Origin of the sequence: Clostridium celatum (genome assembly GCF_021412605.1) — a bacterium.
Taxonomy (GTDB): Bacteria; Bacillota; Clostridia; order Clostridiales; family Clostridiaceae; genus Clostridium; species Clostridium celatum.
This window is the reverse complement of record NZ_JAJKGM010000005.1, coordinates 11,562-27,117: the sequence shown is the minus strand read 5'-3', so window position 1 is coordinate 27,117 and position 15,556 is coordinate 11,562. Positions and strand designations below refer to the sequence as shown.

The following is a 15,556-nucleotide window of genomic DNA, read 5'->3' as shown; positions in this document are numbered from 1 at the left end:
TTATTTTCTTATTTATACATTGTTACTTATTATATATTATCGCAATGTTACTTTCTTTTTTTCAGTCCTACTGCACCTAATGTTGATATAATTCCACCAATAGTAAGTGCTATAGCTGCTGATTGTCCTCCAGTGTTAGGTAATTCCCCTTTACCTGGTTTGTTATTTGTTGATCCATTTCCTGAATTGTTTCCACCAGTTGTTGGAGGTACTGGTTTAACATCTTCACTTGGCTTGTTGTCATCTCCTGAATTATTGTCATCACCTGAATTGTTATCGTCTCCTGGTTTATTATCTTCATCTGGAGTTTCTGTATTTTTAACTAAAGCTTCAATAGCTTCATTTAATTTAACAACTGCATTATTAACTTCTTCTTGAGTAGCTTCTTCATTAGCCATTACAGCTTTAGCATCTTTTAATGCATTTTCTAATACTGACCATGTTTCAGTTGTATATTCTTCAGCCTTAAGCACTTCAGCCTTAGCGATTAATTCTTCTAATTCAGCCTTATTAACTTCTACAACATCTTTCATTGTTGAAGTTCCTATTTCATAAAGTGTTGGAGCTACTCCATCCCATGCAACCTTTATTTCAAATACATTCTTAAAGTTAGATGTATCGAAAGAGTTTGTGATAGTTCCTAATGAACCAATTTCAACCCAACCATTTTCAGTTCTTACTGAAACAACTGCATCTGAAGTAGTTGATGGAGCTTGTATTATAGTAAAGCTAGTTATTTCTGTGTTATCAGAAATTTTGTATACAAGACTACCTGTCTTAGGTGCATTTACTTGTGGTTTAAATGCTGTGCTTAATTTACCATCAATTAAGTTAGTTGGTTCAAATTTAGCTTCTGCAGCTGGTCTTATATCAAATGTAACATCAGTATCTGAGTACTCTACTGCTAAACTTGTAACATCAAATGTAACTGCATCTTTTGTATTATTAACAATACGAACATAACGTGCTGCTACTTTATTAGTTGTATTTTCCACAGTTGTCCATTCAACACCATTGATTGATGTTTCTAATGTTAACTTATCATTGTTTGTAATTTCAGCAATAATATTTGTTAATTCTCTAATTTTATTTAATTTTATACCAATATATTGACCTTCAGCTAATGTAATACCATTTACATCTGCAAGTGTTGCATTAGATGGTAAAATATCTACTTTATTGTCTGCTAATGCTTCAACATTCGTATAAACATTTCTTACAATATGATCTGCATCATCTTTATTTACTGAGAATTCTCTAACTGATATCCAGTTATTTAAAATTTCACCTGTTGGTATAGCTCTTACATACTTAGCTGTTACATTTAAGTTGTCTATAACTATTTTTTGAAGATTTGGACCATATGCTTGATCATTTAAATCTGTCCAATTTTCTCCATCCATAGAGTATTGGAATTTAACATAATTGAATCCATCTCCAGCACCTGGTTCACCATGCTCAAATATTATATTATTGATTTCTGTTACTTGACTTAATTCTACAGCAACATAATCACCTTCTCTAGCACTTCCACGTACCCACATACATGATAATCTAGCATTATCACCATCTACTATGTTTTGAATATGTCCCCAATATAAGTTAGGTCTCATATTTGTGTAAGGGAAAAGTGTTAATTTAGTTTCATCTGGATTAATTAATTGAGTGAATTTATCACTGATTAATCTAGATAAATCTTTTGCAAATGGTACTAAACGTTTTGTACCTGGTTCTGGTCTAGTTTGTCCATTATTTATTGCTGGAACTCTATGAGCTCTTGAAGCAGTATATTCTTCTTCACCTTTAACATAGTATCTCATAGCTTCATCATAGTTTCCTAATTCAAAAGCAACTGCTGAATTTACATATGCCATAGTTGACTCAACTACATCTCTTAAAGAATCAACCCAGCCTTTAATTTCACTCTTTAATAATTCATTTTGAGATTTTGTTGCGAAGTTATTAGTAGCATCTAATATTTCTTGATATTCAGCTAAAACAACTTTGCTATATTCTAAAATTGATTCATTTGCAAATAACTTTCTTGTGAATTCTTCAATTACTGGACTTAATTCTTCAGATTCTTCTAAAGTTAATCCATGCCAGTTTGGAGATGGGTCACTCATATGCTTTGCAAATGTGTGTAACTCTTCAGCTGCATCTGGTTCTATATATTTGAAAGAATCTTCCCAACTCTTATCAACATCAAAATCAGCTCTGTTCCATCCATAGTCAGCAACTGCAAATAAAGCTGTCTTAGAAGCTTGAGCTTCTTGCATTGGGTTAGTTACAATTCCTTTAAAGTTTGTAACTGTTGGATCTAGCATTTCACCTTTACCCATTAATAATCTCTTGCTGTTAATGTCATTAACTGGCCAGTTTAACCACATAAATGCTTGACGGCCTACAGCTTCTTCAAAGAATTCAAAAGTATCTTGAGTTACATAACCCATGATTACGTCACCAGTCCACATAATATCAATAGTTTCTGGCATTGTTCCAATTGTCTTTAAGTATTCATTATTAACATCTCCGCCAGCAGATTCCTTTGTATATACCTTAGGAACAAATATTAAGTTATATACATCACCTTTTTCTAATCTCCAAGCTTCTAAATCATTCATTAACTTAACTTGATTTGCAGCTTCACCTTCAGCATCATCTGCAAGTACACCAAATTGACGTACACCTATGCTATATAATTGTTCAAATTTTGCAATAATCTTTTCTAATTCAGCTTGATAATTTTCTTCTGTTGAGAAGTCCATTCCATCTTTTAAGAATGGGTGGATTGTCCATATAAACTTGTTCTTTGTTGCAGATCCAACTTCAACTAGTTCTTCTATTTCAGCTAATTTTTCAGCTGGATATGGATCTCTCCATTTAAGACTGTGATACTCATCATCCTTTGGTGCAAATATATAAGCATTCATCTTAAAGTCTCCACCAAACTCCATTAAGCTCATTCTATTTTCATTGCTCCATGGAATACCGTAGTATCCTTCAATAAAGCCTCTCCATTGTCCATCAGAATAATCCTTAATTACTAAGTTTCTGATTTCATTACCTTCTACTTGCTTAAATATTAACTTTAATGTAGTTATTCCATAGAAAGCAGCATCAGTATCTTTACCTAAAACTGCAACTACATTATCTTTTACTGATAATATATGAGCATCAAAATTTTCAAAATGAGCAGTATCATTTAAATTATTTTCTGTGAAATAATTATCTACAACTCCATTTGAATTGTGTATACCAATTAAAAAGTTTGTTTTACCTTCTTTTATTTCATTACTTACTTCATGATTAATTCCTTTAATAGATAGCACTTCTAGTAATCTATTAATTGTTGCATCATCTATATTTTCTTCAACTACAACGTTTACTTCTGTGCCTAAACTTAAATTAGTGTCACCATATTCTACATTTTGAGGTATTGGGTATATTTCATACTCACTGCTTGTACCTCTTTCATTTTCTAAAGCATTTGCATTAGATACTAAAACATTAGGTACTAATGTAAATAACATAAGTACTGTCATAATTCTAGACAACCACTTTAGATTTTTAGATTTTAGTTTCATTTTTTAATTCCCCCTATAAAAGTATTTGATAGTTAAATTTTCACCTAACTATATCATTTAAATCTTATATTTTATCCGATATTATTAGGCAAATTTAATTATCAGATTTCTATATTCGACCATTTAAGGTTAACATCACCATAAATTTCAGTAAACTTATTCCAACAAAAAACACAATATTCTTATATTTTTTAGCAATTTATTTATATTTTCACCAATTTTATTACATTTTTTAGCAATATATAAACACTTAAATATCTATAATTTATATCAAAATAGACTATATACGACTATTTTTAATGAATTATTTTCATATTATAAAAAAAAGAGCACTAAGTATCATTAATTTCTCTTACTTAGTACTCTTATTTTATTATTTAATTTTCATAAATTATGCTCTACAAATTACTTATTTTCTAATTTTGATAATCTTTCATAAATTTCGATAAATTCTTCAGCTAATTGTTGGAAATTCATAGCATTCATTAAATGATCTTGAGCATGTATTAATAATACTCCTACTTCCATTTTTTCTCCTGAAGCTTCTTTAGTTATAAGTTGAGTTTGGAAAGCATGTGCTTTATGCATTTCTTCTCTTGATTTATTTATTAATTCTCTAACATCTTCAAATTTTCCCTCTTTTGCCTTGCTTAAAGCATCAAAAGCTAAACCTTTTGCTTCTCCTGCATTTGCTATTAGTCCAAATGATATTTCCATTAATTCTTCGTTCATATTAATCTCCCCCTAAATATTGCTATAATTAGTAATCTCAAAGTTATTTTCTAGTAAAAATTCCTGAACCTTTTTAGATGTTAAAATACTATATTCTTTAATTCTTTCCATTGCATATGATGTTGAATTTACTAAATATTCATCTACAAATGCAGGATGACACATAATATCTATTACATCGTAATTCTTTAATTCTTCTATATGCTTTTCAAAATAGTCATCAGCTACATTTCCACTATAAAAACTTTCTGTCATTGGAATTATCTTATCATATTCAATATTATCTTCAAATCCACCTCTTATAGGTAGTTTGTATTTTTCTAATACTCTTTCTATAACTGGCTTTAAGCTTGATAATGTGTGAACATGATGATGTGAATCTAGGTGATCTACCTTAATTCCACTTTCAATTACCTTATCTATTTGAGCGCAAAATTCTTCATATATTTCATTTAAATCAAATTTTTCTTCTACAAGTTCATTTGTAATTCTTCTATAGAAGTTTCCATTTTCATCTACTATTGTTTTATGAGTACTTAATACAGGCTTATTTAAGCTTAAAGTCATGTGTACACCACAACCCAATCCTGGATTCTCCTTTAATATGCTAACAGCATGATCAAATGCAGGCATACCAACCATTATTGTTGTTGATCTTACTATTCCATTTTTATAAGCTGATAATATTCCATAGTTAACAGCTTCACTTAACCCAATATCATCTGCATTTACTATTAACTTAGTCATGTTAACACCCCTTGGATAATTAATTGATACTTCTTGACTTATAGTTAGTAGTTTAAATCTAAACTACTAACTGTAAACTATTTATTAAATTGTGGTAAATAATCTTTGTGTGCTTCTAGCATTTCATCTAAAATAGTTTTTGCTAAGTCATCTGAAGGTATTAATGGATTAATACATAATGCTTGTAATGCTGCATTATAATCTCCATCTACAGCTGCCTTTGCTGCTAATATTTCAAATGCTTTTATTTCAGAAACTAATCCACTAACTGCAACTGGTAAGTACCCTACTGCTAGTGGTTTTGGTCCTTCTTTAGTAATAACACAACTCATTTCTGCTGCTGAATCTTCTCTGAAATCTCTTATAGCTCCATTATTTAATGTATTTACAACTTGTACATCCTTTTTATCATTATAAATTGAATTAATTAAATTACAAGCTGCATCACTATAATAAGCTCCACCTCTTTTTTCTAATTGTGGTGGTTTAACTGCTAAGTTTTCATCTTTATATAATTCAAATAAATCGTCTTCTAAAGCTTTTACTGTTTCTCCTCTAGTTTTACCATCTTTGAAACCTTCTAACTCTTCTTCTAACATTTCTTTATGCTTATAGTAATATTTATGATATGGGCATGGTATTACCCCTAATGCTCTAACAAAATCAGCATTTAGTGGAATATCCTTTATATTTTGCATTGTTAGTGATGAAGTAACAAATTTTTCAATTGCTTCTTTAGTTATATCTTTTCCATCTACTCTTACATTTAATGCATAAACCATATGGTTAAGACCTGCAAAGTCCATTTCAACTCTATCTTTTTCAATTCCTAATATGTCTGCCATACCATTTTTAACTCCAATTGGAACATTACATAATCCAATATATCTTCTGAAGTTAGTGTATTTAAATACAGCTTCTGATATTACCCCTGTTGGATTTGTAAAGTTTACAAGCCAAGCATTAGGACAAAGTTCTTCAATATCTTTTATTATGTCTAATACTACTGGAACTGTTCTAAGTGCTTTAAATAATCCACCTGCTCCATTAGTCTCTTGTCCTATAACACCATGTGATAATGGAATTCTTTCATCTTTAATTCTTGCATCTAATAATCCAACTCTTAATTGAGTAGTTACAAAGTCTGCATCCTTTAAAGCTTCTCTTCTATCTAAAGTTAGATGAATTTCCATGTCTACTCCTGCTTTTTTAACCATTCTTTTAGCAAGATTTCCTACGATTTCTAACTTATGTTTACCTTCTTCTATATCAACTAACCATAATTCTCTAACTGGTAATTCCTTATGTCTTTTTATGAAACCTTCTACTAATTCCGGAGTATAACTTGATCCTCCACCTATTGTAACTATTTTAATTCCTTTTTTCATATTCTCCACCATCCTAACATTTATATTTATAAAATTGCTTTAATTAATCTGTATATATTCACCTTTATTTTAATAGTATTTATTTTTATAATCTTATTTAAGATAGCATTTTATATGCTGATTTTTACTCACTTTATAAATGAATATAAAACAAAATATAAAATGTTAGGAGTTTTGAGTTTGGGATAAGGTCAACATTTGTGTAGACCCTATTTTTCCATTAACTCCAAACTCCTATATTTATTTTTTATGTTAATTAAGCTGCTTGATCTATTCCCATTTTTTTAGCATCCATTTTTTCTGCCATAACTACGAATGGTAAGTATATTAATATTGAAACTGCTATATTAACTATACATAAAGCTGCTCCTGACCAATGTCCTGTTGCCATGAATCCACCAAGTATTGGAGGTGTAGTCCAAGGCATATTTGCCATTATTACTGGATGAACTAATCCAAGTGAAATTGATAAATATGATATTATAGTTGTAACAATTGGTGCTATTACAAACGGTATTCCGAATATAGGATTTAATACGATTGGTAATCCAAATATTACTGGTTCACTAATATTGAATATTGATGGTGCTAATCCTAATGCAAGCATATCTCTTCTTCTCTTACCTGCAATTGCTATAGCAATTAATAATCCAATTATTACTCCTGATCCTCCCATAAATATGAAAGCATCAAAGAATGGCCCTGCTAATACATGTAATTGATCTAATGGAGCCCCATTTTGAATCATTTCTGCATTTTGTGCTCCTAAGTTAGTAAACATTGTCCCTGTGAAAGGTAATGCAATATTTGCACCATGTAAGCCAACAAACCATAATCCATGAATAAAGAATGCTATTAATATAGCTGATGGTAATGTATCTGTTATATTACTTAATGGAATTCCTAAGTATTTGTTTATTAAATCTGTTAAGAATTGTCCATCTGCTACTACTCTTATTAATAAACCGGCTATTGCAAATATAACTACTGTTAACATACCTGGAAGTAATTTTGCAAATGATCTTGAAACTGCTGGTGGAACACCTTCTGTCATTTTAACTACTAATTGTTTTACCTTACCTAATCTTATGAATACTTCTGTTGATAAAATCCCAATTATAATAGCTGTAAACAATGCACCTGTTCCTAAATATGCAACTCCTATTAGTCCCCAAGCTTCAACGTTCGAAGCTCCTTCAACTGCAATACTTGCAACTTGTGGAATTAAAAGAACAAATATTGATGTTGCTATCATTGATGCTTGAAGACCATTTTCTTCATAAGATTTAGCAAGATTGTATGAAACACCTATTACTAAAAGTAATGTCATAATAGCCAGTGTCCCAAACCATATATCACCATTTAATTCTTTAATTTTTTGTCCAAAAGTATTTTCTGCTAAAAAACTGTTAAGCGCCTTAATTGGTGCGTTGTTTATAAGTGTTGCTAATGAACCTATTATTGTTAACGGTATCATTGCGACGAAAGCATCCCTTACAGCAACTAAGTGTCTTTGAGCTCCTAACTTTGCTGCATATGGAGAGATGTATTTATCCATAAAAGCCATAAACTTTTCCATTGTATCTTCCCCCTATTATGTTAAATAATCATTTAATTGATATTTATTTTTTAATCTATACATTTTTGCTTTACTAAGAGTTAAGAATGTCTATACATTTAATAAACTTTCTAAAATAAAAGCACTTCTTAACTCTTAGTTATTATTCTAATATCTCAACTTAATTTCTACCCATTAAATTATTCTAAAATATTAAGCTTTTAATTCTAATGCTCTATCTAAAACTGCCTTTCCATCACATATTCCATAATGTATCATGTTTATAACTTCTACTGAAATTCCGTGTGGTTCTGCTAAAGTCTTAGCTTTATTAAGTACATATCTAACTTGTGGTCCTAATAATAAAACATCACATTTGTCAATTTCATTTGCTAAATTCACTTCTGAAATAGCCCAAATTTCAGCTTCTATTCCTTTTTCTTTTGCAGCATCCTGCATTTTTGTAACTAATAAACTTGTTGACATACCTGCTGAGCAAGCTAACATAATTTTTATCATAATTTATACCTCCAAACATTTATTTAACTTGTGTATTCGTTTTCCTAGCTTATGTATACATAAGTATATCAATTGTATAGACATTTCAAGTAGTTTTTTAAAAAAAATTTAAACATTTTCATTAAATTCTTTTTTCACTCTAAAACTCTCAGTATTATATAGAGCAAAATGTATATTTAAATACCTAATTAAATATATAGAAATTACACACTTTATCAGTATTTAATACTAATCTTTTACTTTCATTTTTCTCATCTTTATTAGTCTTATGCAAATTAATTACCTTTAAACATTTAATTATTTACAAGTAAAAAAGCCAGAAAGATGATTATCATTTTCTGGCTTTAATATTAGTAGTTGGTTTATTTTAAATTTTAATAATTTTCTGCTACTGCATTTAATGTTAACTTATATCCATAATGATATGTGTGTGAATATTCAAATGCCTCTCCAGTTGTTAAAATACCAACTTGTTCTATATGAAGAATTGGAGCTTCATATTCTAATTCTAGTAATTCCATTAACTCTTCATTAGCAATTACAGCTTCAACTACACGCTGTGCTGTAGATATTTTAAATCCACATTCATTTATATATTTATATAAAGAATTACAATTATCTCTCTTTAAATTTGGAAACATTTTTACTGGCATATAAGTTATCATATAAGATACAGGCTCTTTCTCTGCATATCTTACTCTTTTAACTTCCCACACGTTTTCACTTAACTCTAATCCTAGCTTATCTTTTATATAGTGATCTGCTTCAATTATTCCAAAACTAACAAGCTTAGTTGTTATTTCATATCCCTTATTAGACATTTCATTTGTATAACTTTCAACAGCACCAATATTATCAGAAATTCTATTTCCTAATACAATGCTTCCAATACCCCTTTTTCTTGTAATATATCCTTCTTTAACTAAATTGTTAAAAGCCGATCTTACTGTCATTCTAGTCACATTAAATTCTTCAGTTAATTGATTTTCAGAAGGTAAAAGTTCTCCTGGTTTTATCTTCCCTGAATCTATTAACTCCTTTAGATATTTTTCAATTTTTATATAAATCGGTTCCTTCATCTTTAAATCACCTCATTCCCCTAATAATCTACCTGATTTATATCATATCTATTTAACTCTAAATAAATTTTTAATATAGTAGTAAAATTTTAAAAAACTTAAATATAAATAAAATAGTTCATTATTTAATAAAATTATTATCTACTAATCCATCTGATATGTATACATTTACTATAAATATAACACAAATGTCTATACATTTGTAGTCATTATATATAATTTTTAATAGTTAAATTTATCCTTTTACTGCTAAGTATTGCTTTATTGTATAATAATAAAAATTCTAGCAATTATAATATTGCTAGAATTTTTCTCACTTTAGCTAAATGCAACTCTAGTTTTAAATAATCATTTAATATTATTAAAATTATGCTAAAGCTTATTTCTTAAAATTAATAATTTTTAGTTGATGTAATGCTCTTGTTGCCATTATATATTTAACTAAATCATCAGTATTATCATCAAAGTTAACTATTATAACTCCATCAAATTCTAATCCCTTAGCATAATATGATGGAACTATAACTTTTCCACCTCTATAAATAATATCTTCTCTATCAAATGCTAAAAGCTTAGTAAACTTTTTAAGCTCTGGTGCTATCTTTTTAAGATCTTCTTTATCCTTAGTTATAATTGCTATATTTTCATACTTTTCATCATCATACTCTTCTAAAGATTCTAATATAGTATCAATTAAATCATCTTCATTATTTATATCAATCTCTTCAACATCATGAGTTCCTTTTCTTACAAATGGAACTATTGCATTTTCATTTAATAACTTACTTGCATACTCCATGATTTGGAATGTTGATCTATAACTCTTATTTAAAGCATAATTTTTTACAAAACCACCGAATAAAGATTTCAATTTAAGCATTGCAGGTTCTTCTTCAACCTTTATTAATCTTTGATTTGCATCTCCAACTATAGTATAACTTCTACAGCCTGTTAATTCCTTTAAAACTATAAATTTAAGCATACTATAATCTTGTGCTTCGTCAATTACAATATGTTTAATTTCTTGCTTAGTCTTTTTACCATCAAGCTTAATCATTAAGTAAAGAATTGCTGGTAAATCTAAGTATGATAGATTTTCTGTATTAGTAAAGTTTTTATAAATACTTACTATATCTTCATTATCAATCCAAGCTTCAAGAACCTTCTTTTGTTCCATAAGCTCTCTTATTATTTCTCTAACTCTAATTCTTCTTTGGAATTCTATATTATTTTGTTCAATTAATAGTTCTTCTTCTGAAAGATTAGCTAACTTTTCTTTTACCTCTGCATTTAAGTTTCTTACAAGTTCATCTCTTTTATCTTTAAGCTTAGAAATAAGAACTCTCTTAACCTTTTGGCTTCTTCTAAATAAAGGCATGTATTTATAATGCTTTTCAAATAATTCATTTATTTCTTCTAATGAAACTACCTCTTCATCAAAGAATTTAACAGATTCAAGTTTAAAGTAATTTTGTTCAAGCTCTTCACACTTTTCATCTAATACTTTAATAAACTCTTCTCCAGCTTTATATCTTATTTCATCAATTATTTCTTGATTTCCCTTTAAAACTTGCTCTAAATAAGCAGTAAAATCTACTACTGGTTCATTTAATCCTATTTCATTCATTGCAAAATGAGCAAATGTTTGTTGATTTACATTACTTTCACCTAATGTAGGTAATACATCAGCAATATAATCTATAAATATATCATTAGGTCCTAATATTAATATCTTATCACCAAGTTGTTCTCTAAAGTTATATAAAAGATATGCAACCCTATGTAAGGCTATTGTAGTTTTTCCTGATCCTGCAACTCCATTAACAACTACAACCTTCATTCTTTCTTCTCTTATTATTTCATCTTGCTCTTTTTGTATAGTCATTACTATATCTTTAAGCTTTTCACCTGCATTTGATGATAAAACCATTTGAAGAATATCATCTTTAACATCAACATCAGAATCAAAGAACCCCTCTAGTTTACCTTTTTTAACTATAAGCTGTCTTCTTGCTAATATATCAACTGGCATTTCTCCTTCTGGAGATTTATAACTACTTTCACCTAAAGTTCCCTTATAAAATAATGATGCAACTGGAGCTCTCCAATCTACTATTACTTGTTCAAAAGATCCTTCTTTAGTTAATCCATATCTACCAACATATATTTGTTCTTGATATCCATCATCCTCAAAGTTAACTTTTCCAAAGTAAGGCACTTCTTTAAGTTTAGTAAATTCCGCTAACTTTTTATCTATAGTTCTATACATTTCTTCTTTGACATATCTTTCATGGTCAAAATATTCCATTACTTTATCTTCATCATCTCTATATTCTTCAATAAATTTCTTTCTATATTCAAGTATGTAGTCTACTACATCTTTTCTTTTTTGTATGTAATTTAATATCTCTTCATTTAATACCTTTAATGTATGATCTAAATTTTGTTCTTCTTGTAAAAATTCAAACTTTTCCAAAAGCATATCCTCCCGCTTTACATAATTAGTAGTTAGTAGCTTTTATCTAGTAATTTAAAATTATACATTATAACTTACACATATCGTATAGATATCTTAATTACTATTAAACTATCATTCCTAACTACTAACTGACATAAGGGCTGTGCATTTTGCAACAGCCCCATTAATTATTTTTCTATAACTTAAATCCTTGTTATATCTTATATCATAATATTAAATCATGTCCAATATGATTAATTTTAAAACCTAATTATAAATTAAAATTATCTTTCTCTTCTTTACTTTCAGTTTCACTCTTATTCATATCTAATATTTCATCTGAAGAAGATTCTCTAATGATAGTTTCTTCTTCTTTTTCTATAGCTTCAATAATTTCTTCAGCTTCTTCCATATCTGCAACTATTTCAGAGTCTTTATTTAAATCAAGATCTCTACTTCTTTTTTCAGCTTCCCTTTTTTCTTTAAGTTCAGGATACTTTTCATAAATGAATCTTAAGAAATCATCACCAAATATAGTTTCCTTTTCTAAAAGATATGCTGATATAGCATCTAATAAATCTCTATTTTCTCTTAATATAGTTCTTGCTCTTTCATGACATTCTCTTACTATAGATAAAACCTCTTTATCTATTAGTGTTGAAGTTTCTTCACTACAGTTTCTAACAGCTCTACCATCTAAGTATCTATTTTGAACTGATTCAAGTGCCATCATATCAAAATTATCAGTCATACCATAGATAGTAACCATATTTCTTGCAGTTTGAGTTGATCTTTCAATATCATTTGAAGCACCTGTAGTTACAATATTAAATACTTCCTCTTCTGCTGCTCTTCCTCCAAGCATAACTGTAATTTGATTCATAAGTTCTTCCTTAGAAACAAGATATTTTTCTTCTTCTGGAAGTTGCATAGTATATCCTAATGCTCCCATTGTTCTAGGAACAATAGTAATCTTATGAACTGGATCAGTTCCTTCTAAAAGACCAGCAACAAGCGCATGACCAACTTCGTGGAAAGCAACAATTTCTCTTTCCTTCTTAGAAAGAATTCTATCTTTCTTTTCTTTACCAGCAATTATTACTTCTACAGCTTCTTCTAAATCTTCTTGAATAACTGTATCTCTTCCGCTTCTAACAGCTCTAAGTGCTGCTTCATTTATTATATTAGCAAGGTCTGCTCCTACTGCACCTGGAGTTCCCTTTGCAATTGATTCTAAATTAACATCCTCACCCATCTTAACGTCTTTAGCGTGAACATTTAATATAGCAATTCTTCCTCTTAAGTCAGGTCTATCAACAATAACTCTTCTATCAAATCTACCTGGTCTTAAAAGTGCTTTATCTAATATTTCAGGTCTATTTGTAGCACCTAAAATAACTATTCCCTTAGATGTATCAAAACCATCCATTTCAGTTAATAACTGATTTAGAGTTTGTTCTCTTTCATCATTACTTTGCATTTGGTTATCTCTGCTCTTACCTATAGAATCAATTTCATCTATAAATATGATACATGGAGCCATTTTTTCTGCTTCTTTAAATAAATCTCTAACCTTAGCAGCTCCCATACCAACAAACATTTCTACGAATGTTGATCCTGATACTGATAAAAATGGTACTTTTGCTTCTCCAGCAACAGCTTTTGCAATAAGAGTCTTACCTGTACCTGGAGGCCCAACTAAAAGTGCCCCTTTTGGTAATTTAGCTCCAATTTCTGTATATCTCTTTGGATTATGTAAGAAATCAATAATTTCAGTTAAAGATTCCTTAGCTTCATCTTGACCTGCAACATCTTCAAAGCTTACCTTTATATCTTTTTCCACATATACTTTAGCGTTACTTTTTCCCATGCCCATTCCCATTGGGCCACCACCCATTTTCTTAGCCATCTTACCAAAAATAAATCTAACTAAGAAAAACATTAAAACTAGTGGTAATACATTTATTACGATAAAATCCATGAACACTGATTGTTGTCTTTTAATTTCTGGATAATAATCAACATTATTATCTATTAAAAGTTTAACTAAATCAGGGTCATCTGCAATACCAGTATATAAAATTTTACCTTTCATTTCACTTGTATCTTGAGGTGTTATAACAAGAGAAGTCCCATCTACAGTAACTTGTTTTATTTCTTTATTTTCTACCATTTGAACAAATTCATTATAAGAAACTTCTTTTGTAGTTAACATTTCTTTTGCTGTAGAAAATGAGTATAAGAATAAGAAAGCAATAATAGCATAAATAATTAAAAATTTATTATTATTATTCTTTTTCTTTTCTCCATTTTTTTTATTAGGTTCGTTATTATTCATTCTTTAAATTCTCCTATATTATAGATATAAATTTAATATCATTTGTATTTTATATTACTCTACTTCATCCTACTCTATTTTTCCAAAATCTTTTAATGGATAAACCTTTATTTGAGCTTTACCAGTTATGTCACTTCCATCTATATATGGATTTTCCCAATATCTTGAGTCTAAAGACCAAAATCTATTGTCTCCTAAGAAGAAATACTTTCCTTCTGGTACTTGGAACTCTCCATTATAATTATCTGGTGTTCCTATATAATCTTCTTGTAAAGTTTCTCCATTTACCTGAACAACACCATTTCTAATAATAACAGTATCCCCTGGTAAACCTATTAATCTTTTTATCATTCTTTCATTTAATTCTTCTGAATCGAATACTACCACATCACCACGTTTAAGTTTTTCTGGATTATATACTCTAGTAACAAATAATCTATCACCTACATTTAAAGTTGGTACCATTGATTCTGATGGTATTTTAACCTTAAATATAACGTATTTATTTATTAACGTAGCTAAAATTACGGCTATTACTATTGGTACAATCCAATCAAAGAAAAAATTTGATTTTTCAACCTTAGTTTTTTTGTCTCCCTTAGTATTATTGCCATTTATTTCATTATTCAATTCATCTTTTTCATTTATTAAACCACTATACATATCTACATCTTGTATATTGTTTTCTTCACCATTACTCACTATTCCCACATACCTTTCATTAAAGCATTAATTTTATTTTTTCTATCTATGGTTGCTTTTATATCTACATTAAATAAGCCACTTTCTTTTATTACGATATTTCCTTCTTTTATTTCACCCTCAATTAAGCTTTTATCTATTGTTAAAATATTTCCACAATCATCTTCTAAAACTACTGAGTTATTTTCTAATCTATCAATAATAAACATATTATTTTTCATGCTTAACTGCAGATATAAGCTGCCTTCACCTCTTTTCCAATTTGCTTTATATTAAAGTATACCACATTTATTGAATTCGTAATAGTATTAGAAAAATTATATCCCACAAATATGTCAAAACAGTTACAATCTAAAATATTATATCTGCAATCTCTAAAAAATTAATATTTTCTGATATATATTATAATATCTAAATATACTAAAAAATTCATAAATATGTAATGCTA

The 15,556-nt window shown here is 28.8% G+C and carries 11 protein-coding genes; all 11 read right to left on the bottom strand.

Annotation, left to right across the window (positions count from 1 at the left end):
* Positions 1-47: 47 nt before the first annotated feature.
* Positions 48-3,587 carry a beta-N-acetylglucosaminidase domain-containing protein gene (locus tag LPC13_RS03570; protein ID WP_005210546.1) on the bottom strand — a complete coding sequence of 1,180 codons (3,540 nt, stop codon included), beginning with the start codon at positions 3,585-3,587 and terminating at the stop codon, positions 48-50.
* 405 nt (positions 3,588-3,992) lie between these two features.
* Complete coding sequence (locus LPC13_RS03565; RefSeq protein WP_005210547.1) at positions 3,993-4,319, bottom strand: PTS lactose/cellobiose transporter subunit IIA; 327 nt, start codon at positions 4,317-4,319, stop codon at positions 3,993-3,995.
* A gap of 12 nt (positions 4,320-4,331) precedes the next feature.
* On the bottom strand, positions 4,332-5,066 hold the full coding sequence (chbG, locus tag LPC13_RS03560) for a chitin disaccharide deacetylase (protein WP_234088595.1): 735 nt from the start codon (positions 5,064-5,066) through the stop codon (positions 4,332-4,334).
* Positions 5,067-5,143: 77 nt separating this feature from the next.
* Positions 5,144-6,454, bottom strand: a complete 1,311-nt coding sequence (locus LPC13_RS03555; protein WP_040418528.1) for a 6-phospho-beta-glucosidase — start codon at positions 6,452-6,454, stop codon at positions 5,144-5,146.
* A gap of 256 nt (positions 6,455-6,710) precedes the next feature.
* The gene (locus tag LPC13_RS03550) at positions 6,711-8,033 is read right to left on the bottom strand and encodes a PTS sugar transporter subunit IIC (protein WP_005210550.1); all 1,323 of its coding nucleotides are present in this window, start codon (positions 8,031-8,033) and stop codon (positions 6,711-6,713) included.
* A gap of 192 nt (positions 8,034-8,225) precedes the next feature.
* Entirely contained in the window at positions 8,226-8,531 is a 306-nt protein-coding gene (locus LPC13_RS03545; protein WP_005210551.1) for a PTS sugar transporter subunit IIB, read from the bottom strand.
* Positions 8,532-8,905: 374 nt separating this feature from the next.
* Complete coding sequence (locus LPC13_RS03540; RefSeq protein ID WP_005210552.1) at positions 8,906-9,610, bottom strand: GntR family transcriptional regulator; 705 nt, start codon at positions 9,608-9,610, stop codon at positions 8,906-8,908.
* A 379-nt stretch (positions 9,611-9,989) separates the two neighbouring features.
* Positions 9,990-12,092 carry a HelD family protein gene (locus tag LPC13_RS03535; protein WP_234088594.1) on the bottom strand — a complete coding sequence of 701 codons (2,103 nt, stop codon included), beginning with the start codon at positions 12,090-12,092 and terminating at the stop codon, positions 9,990-9,992.
* Positions 12,093-12,339: 247 nt separating this feature from the next.
* Positions 12,340-14,406 (bottom strand): ATP-dependent zinc metalloprotease FtsH, encoded by a 2,067-nt coding sequence (gene ftsH, locus LPC13_RS03530; protein WP_005210554.1) that lies wholly within the window; start codon positions 14,404-14,406, stop codon positions 12,340-12,342.
* A gap of 69 nt (positions 14,407-14,475) precedes the next feature.
* Positions 14,476-15,108, bottom strand: coding sequence for a signal peptidase I (gene lepB / locus LPC13_RS03525; protein WP_005210555.1), 633 nt, complete (start codon positions 15,106-15,108; stop codon positions 14,476-14,478).
* Entirely contained in the window at positions 15,108-15,329 is a 222-nt protein-coding gene (locus LPC13_RS03520; RefSeq protein ID WP_005210556.1) for a DUF3006 domain-containing protein, read from the bottom strand. The genes lepB and LPC13_RS03520 overlap by 1 nt, the downstream gene beginning before the upstream one ends.
* Between the last annotated feature and the right edge of the window lie 227 nt (positions 15,330-15,556).